Here is a 4,543-nt window from a genome sequence, read left to right on the forward strand (position 1 = left end):
AATTCTTGGGCTGCCCATTTCTCCATTTTTTTGCTTACCTCCACCTTAATTCCTTCTTTCAAAACTATACCTATCAATCGTTTCCCCTTTTTTTAAGTTTCTTCTCTTTTTGTTAAGAAAAATCTGACTAATGGATAGCTCAGAGTCGAGGGCTATCGTACCTTAGCCGAGATGAATCCCTTCTTTCAAGGTCGGCTAAATTTTCCGCGACGGCTCTTCGCCAGTTTGGAAGATTATATGCTTCAAGCTTGGGAGCAACCCATCTTCGAGGTGGTTCGCGAACGGACAATTTACTATCCCGTGAATCCGGATCTCAGTACCTTGGAGTTTGCCCATCTCGGAGAGGCGGAATTTATCGACTTACACGATCGTCGGCGAACCCTATTCTGTGAACCCTGCGACCTCGCGCAAGGATTAATTTTCTATTGGCCGGCCGTTCGGATGAAATTACAACTCGATTTGAACCAAAGTGTAGAAACAATTCTGACCGCGATGACCACGGGTTGCGCGCGAGATGTGCTGAAGAATCCGTGCAACAGTTTTATCGAGATCCGTCATCTGCCCGCCATGTCCCGAACCGAAACTTTTAGTTGGCTCGCCCTATTTTTGGGTTGTTTGGGAGATATCGAGTCCTGCGATCGTCTCACGAGAGATTTGCGATTAGAGGAGGTACGTTTTAGCTCTGGCGAGGTATTAACGCAAGGATGGGAGACGAGTTTACAGGATCGATCGCTCGGCGATTGGGGACGCGAGGTACTCAATATCGCCACCCGTAGTTTGGAACGACGGGAACCGGCGTTACTACCCTTTATCGAACCACTGGCCCGACGATTGCAGGAGCGCGCTTCCCCCGCGCGCGAGAGCGTGGAGAGTTTCGATCGAGACGGCATTGACGGACTGATCGAAAAACTGAAAATCCGTTAGGTTATAAAGGGAAAAAAGTTTTATGAATATTTACAATTTTTCAGCCGGCCCCGCCATGCTTCCGAAAGTCGTCATGGAGGAAGTTCGAGAAACCTTTCTCAACTACCGAAACACGGGGGCTTCGATTATTGAAATCGGTCATCGCTCCGATATTTTCGTGGAAGTTTTGGAGGAAACCGAACGGCTTTTTTATCAACTGACCGACTTGCCCGCTAACTATAAAATTTTGTTCGTTCACGGTGGGGCGCGAATGCAGTTTTCCGCGATCCCGTTGAATTTGATCTCGCTCTCTCCCGCGCGCAAATCCAGCTACGTGGAAACGGGAAATTTCGCCCGACAAGCTTGGGAAGAAGCGCGGCGCTATAGCCTCGCCCAGGTGGTGGCTAGTAGCGCGGATACCGATTTCGATCGAATTCCCGACGAGCGATCGATTCAATGCGATGAAGACGCGGCCTATCTGCACATTACCAGTAACAATACTGTTTACGGTACTCGTTGGAATCGCTTTCCCTCGGTGAAAGTTCCGCTGGTCGTGGATGCCACTTCAGAGATTTTATCGAGACGGATGGACTATTCACAATTCGGGGTCACTTATGCCGGGTTTCAAAAAAATCTCGGTCCCTCGGCCCTGGCGTTGGTGATTATCCGCGACGACCTACTGGGCCAAGCTTTACCGGAAACTCCCTTACTGTTGGATTATAGTATTTACGCCAAGAATCGCTCCCTATATAATACGCCCAATACTTTCGCGATTTACATGATGCAACTGATCTTACGCTGGATCGAAAGTTTGGGGGGAATCGCGGCGATCGAACGCTTGAATGATGCCAAGGCGAAATGTATTTATGATTATTTGGATTCCACGGAATTCTATCGGGGAGTGGCGCGCCAGGAAGATCGATCAACCATGAACGTTACCTTTCATCTTCTCGATCGCTCTTTGACCGATCTATTTTTACAAGAAAGTCGTGACCGGGGACTGCTGGCCCTGAAAGGACATCGATCGGTCGGTGGAATTCGCGCCTCTATCTATAACGCGATGCCGATAGAAGGTGTCAAAGCTCTCGTAGAATTTATGAAGGAATTCGAGAGAATTTATGGTTAAAAAAACCCGTTGGTTATAGTCTTATTATTCTGGAGACAAATACAGAAAAAATGACGCACTTTGCCGCACCAGAACAACAATTTTTTATGAAGGAATTCGAGAGAATTTATGGTTAAAAAAACCCGTTGGTTATAGTCTTATTATTCTGGAGACAAATACAGAAAAAGTGACGCACTTTGCCGCACCAGAACAACAATTTTTATCGATGTAACTTATCACAAAAATCACCGATCTATGACTCATATTACTGAATCCAAATTTTACGGTAAACGTTTTACCACCCCGGAAACGCAATTAATTTTCGCGGATGAAACTCGCTATCAACGCTGGTTAAATATCGAAGCCGCCCTCGCTTTAGTACAGGGTGAACTGGGCGTGATCCCGATCGAGGCGGCCGAGGAAATCGCCCAAAAAGCGAAACTGGAGAATCTGGATTTAGAACGGGTCAAGATAGATTTAGAACTTACCAGTCATTCCCTGGTCCCTTTGTTAAGGGAAGTGCAACGAGTATGTCGCGGCGGCCTCGGAGAATATATTCACTACGGGGCGACCACCCAAGATATTCAAGATACGGCCACGGTGTTAGAGATGTTAGATGCTTTCCGAATAATCCGACGGGATGTTCGGGCGATCGCTCAAACCCTAACGGAATTGGCCACCCAGCATAAAGAAACCCTAATGGTCGGCCGTTCTCAAGGTCAGTACGCGCTAACCACTACTTTCGGCTATCGGGTGGCGATCTGGTTAGATGAACTTCTCCGCCATTTGAAGCGGATGGATGAAGCGGAAGAACGTATTTTCGTCATTTCCCTTTTCGGCGGTGTCGGTAATATGAGTTGTTTACCGAGGGGGATCGAAACGATGCGAATGTTGGCTAAACGTTTACATCTCAACCCGGCGAACACCAGTTGGCATACGGCACGCGATCGGATCGCCGAGTTCGTGATGCTTTTATCGATGACAGCATCAACGTTAGGTAAAATTTGTAACGAGATCTATGTATTGTCTCGCACGGAATGTTCCGAATTAGCCGAACCTTACACGCCAGGAAAACTCGGTTCGTCAACGATGCCCCATAAACGAAATCCCGAAGTTTCCGCCCAGGTAGTCCTTCTGGCGAGGATGACAAAATACAATGTGGCCATGTCTTTAGAAGCGATGATCGCCGAGGACGATCGCGATCTTCGCTCCCTACGAGCGGATTGGATCTGTATTCCCGAAGTTTGCAGTTATACTGCCGCCGCCGCGACTTTATGCGGCAAGTTATTGAAAAAGTTGGATATCTGTCAAGACAAGATGGCGACCAATCTAAGGGTACAGGAAGATTTCATTTTTTCCGAGCAATATATGATAGCTTTGGGAGAAATTATCGGTAAGCAGTCCGCGCATTCGGTAGTGTACGAAGCGTCTATGCAAGCGTATGAAAGTGGACAACCGATTATTAATCATCTCCTGAAACACCCACAGGTAGAGAATCATCTGAGTCGCTCCGAACTAGAAGATATTCAGAGCCCGGCCAACCGGATCGGTGCGGCTAAGGAGTTGACGCAAGCGATTATCGACCAATCTAACCGTTATTTAGGGCTTGCTGAATAATGGTAAAACCCTTTTAAAATAAGGCTTTTGACCTGTTAAAGTCCGATGTTCATGCTGCGAAAATAGGATTGGGACTTTCAAAAACCTTGCATTATCCTTCTTGTAGTACATCGCTTGGTACAAAAAACAAGGGCAACAAAGCCTGAAACGACCGGCTACTGACGACCAGCTACTGACTCCTACCCCCAGGAAAACCTTTTTCAGCAGACCCTATTTAGAGTTTGTCGAAAAGCTTTAAAACAAAAGCGGTCCCGGTTTTTTCCAGATTTCCCGTAATCCGAACCGAGATCTGGGGGGGCGATCAGGGACAGTGATTTTATCCCAATACTTCTTTTGATAACACCATTTACCCGTTTACAAGGATACTGAAACCCTTGCAATGATCTGGGCGATAAGCCCCAGAAAATCCAAAACCCGCGAGGTATTGGATTTTATCCTTCAGGATTCGGTCTCGAAATTTTGTGACTAGAATAACCTAAGTTGCTATACTTTAGACGTTCATAATCTGAGATTTATTAAACTTCTGAAATCGTAGAGTCAGCAAGGAATCCAGTTCTTTTTTATGTTTCAGATGGGCATCATTCAGACATTCATAAATGGCTGAAGAAAAGTCAGAAAAGTTTTCATAATATTTACCATGTAAACATTTCTTTTTGACAAATTTCCACAGCCTTTCAATTAAATTTAGATTAGGCGAATAAGACGGCAGATAGAGTAGCTCTATTGACAAAGAAAGAGCCAATTCTTCAACAATTTTACATTTCTGATAGCGGGCATTATCTAAGACTAGAGTGATGGGAATCATTAGTCCTAAAGCAGCTATTTTTTCAAGAAGTTCACAGACTTGAGTTGCCGTAATATAAGTGTCATTAGTAACTAGAATAACTTCATGAGTTATTGCATTTAATGCTCCTAAAA

The 4,543-nt window shown here is 45.6% G+C and carries 4 protein-coding genes; 3 read left to right on the forward strand and 1 reads right to left on the reverse strand.

All coding sequences use genetic code 11. The features are described from left to right. Window positions 1-237: 237 nt before the first annotated feature. From IM507_RS22970 to IM507_RS22980, 3 genes are all read left to right on the forward strand, one after another. Window positions 238-924, forward strand: coding sequence for a hypothetical protein (locus IM507_RS22970; protein WP_287637802.1), 687 nt, complete (start codon window positions 238-240; stop codon window positions 922-924). 22 nt (window positions 925-946) lie between these two features. Beyond that, complete coding sequence (gene serC, locus IM507_RS22975) at window positions 947-2,029, forward strand: 3-phosphoserine/phosphohydroxythreonine transaminase (protein ID WP_042790663.1); 1,083 nt, start codon at window positions 947-949, stop codon at window positions 2,027-2,029. A gap of 234 nt (window positions 2,030-2,263) precedes the next feature. Beyond that, window positions 2,264-3,625, forward strand: a complete 1,362-nt coding sequence (locus IM507_RS22980) for a class-II fumarase/aspartase family protein (RefSeq protein WP_002735082.1) — start codon at window positions 2,264-2,266, stop codon at window positions 3,623-3,625. Between the two features lie 490 nt (window positions 3,626-4,115). Here the strand turns inward: IM507_RS22980 and IM507_RS22985 are convergent. Then, the coding region (locus IM507_RS22985; RefSeq protein ID WP_287637803.1) for an IS630 family transposase at window positions 4,116-4,543 on the reverse strand (428 nt) is incomplete at its 5' end.

Origin of the sequence: Microcystis sp. M20BS1, assembly GCF_020245305.1 — a bacterium.
Classification (GTDB): Bacteria; Cyanobacteriota; Cyanobacteriia; order Cyanobacteriales; family Microcystaceae; genus Microcystis; species Microcystis ichthyoblabe_A.

Excerpts from the sequence above, each read along its gene's own strand:
- IM507_RS22970 (WP_287637802.1), top strand. The coding sequence starts at position 238 with ATGCTTCAAGCTTGGGAGCAACCCATCTTCGAGGTGGTTCGCGAACGG.
- serC (WP_042790663.1), top strand. The coding sequence starts at position 947 with ATGAATATTTACAATTTTTCAGCCGGCCCCGCCATGCTTCCGAAAGTC.
- IM507_RS22980 (WP_002735082.1), top strand. The coding sequence starts at position 2,264 with ATGACTCATATTACTGAATCCAAATTTTACGGTAAACGTTTTACCACC.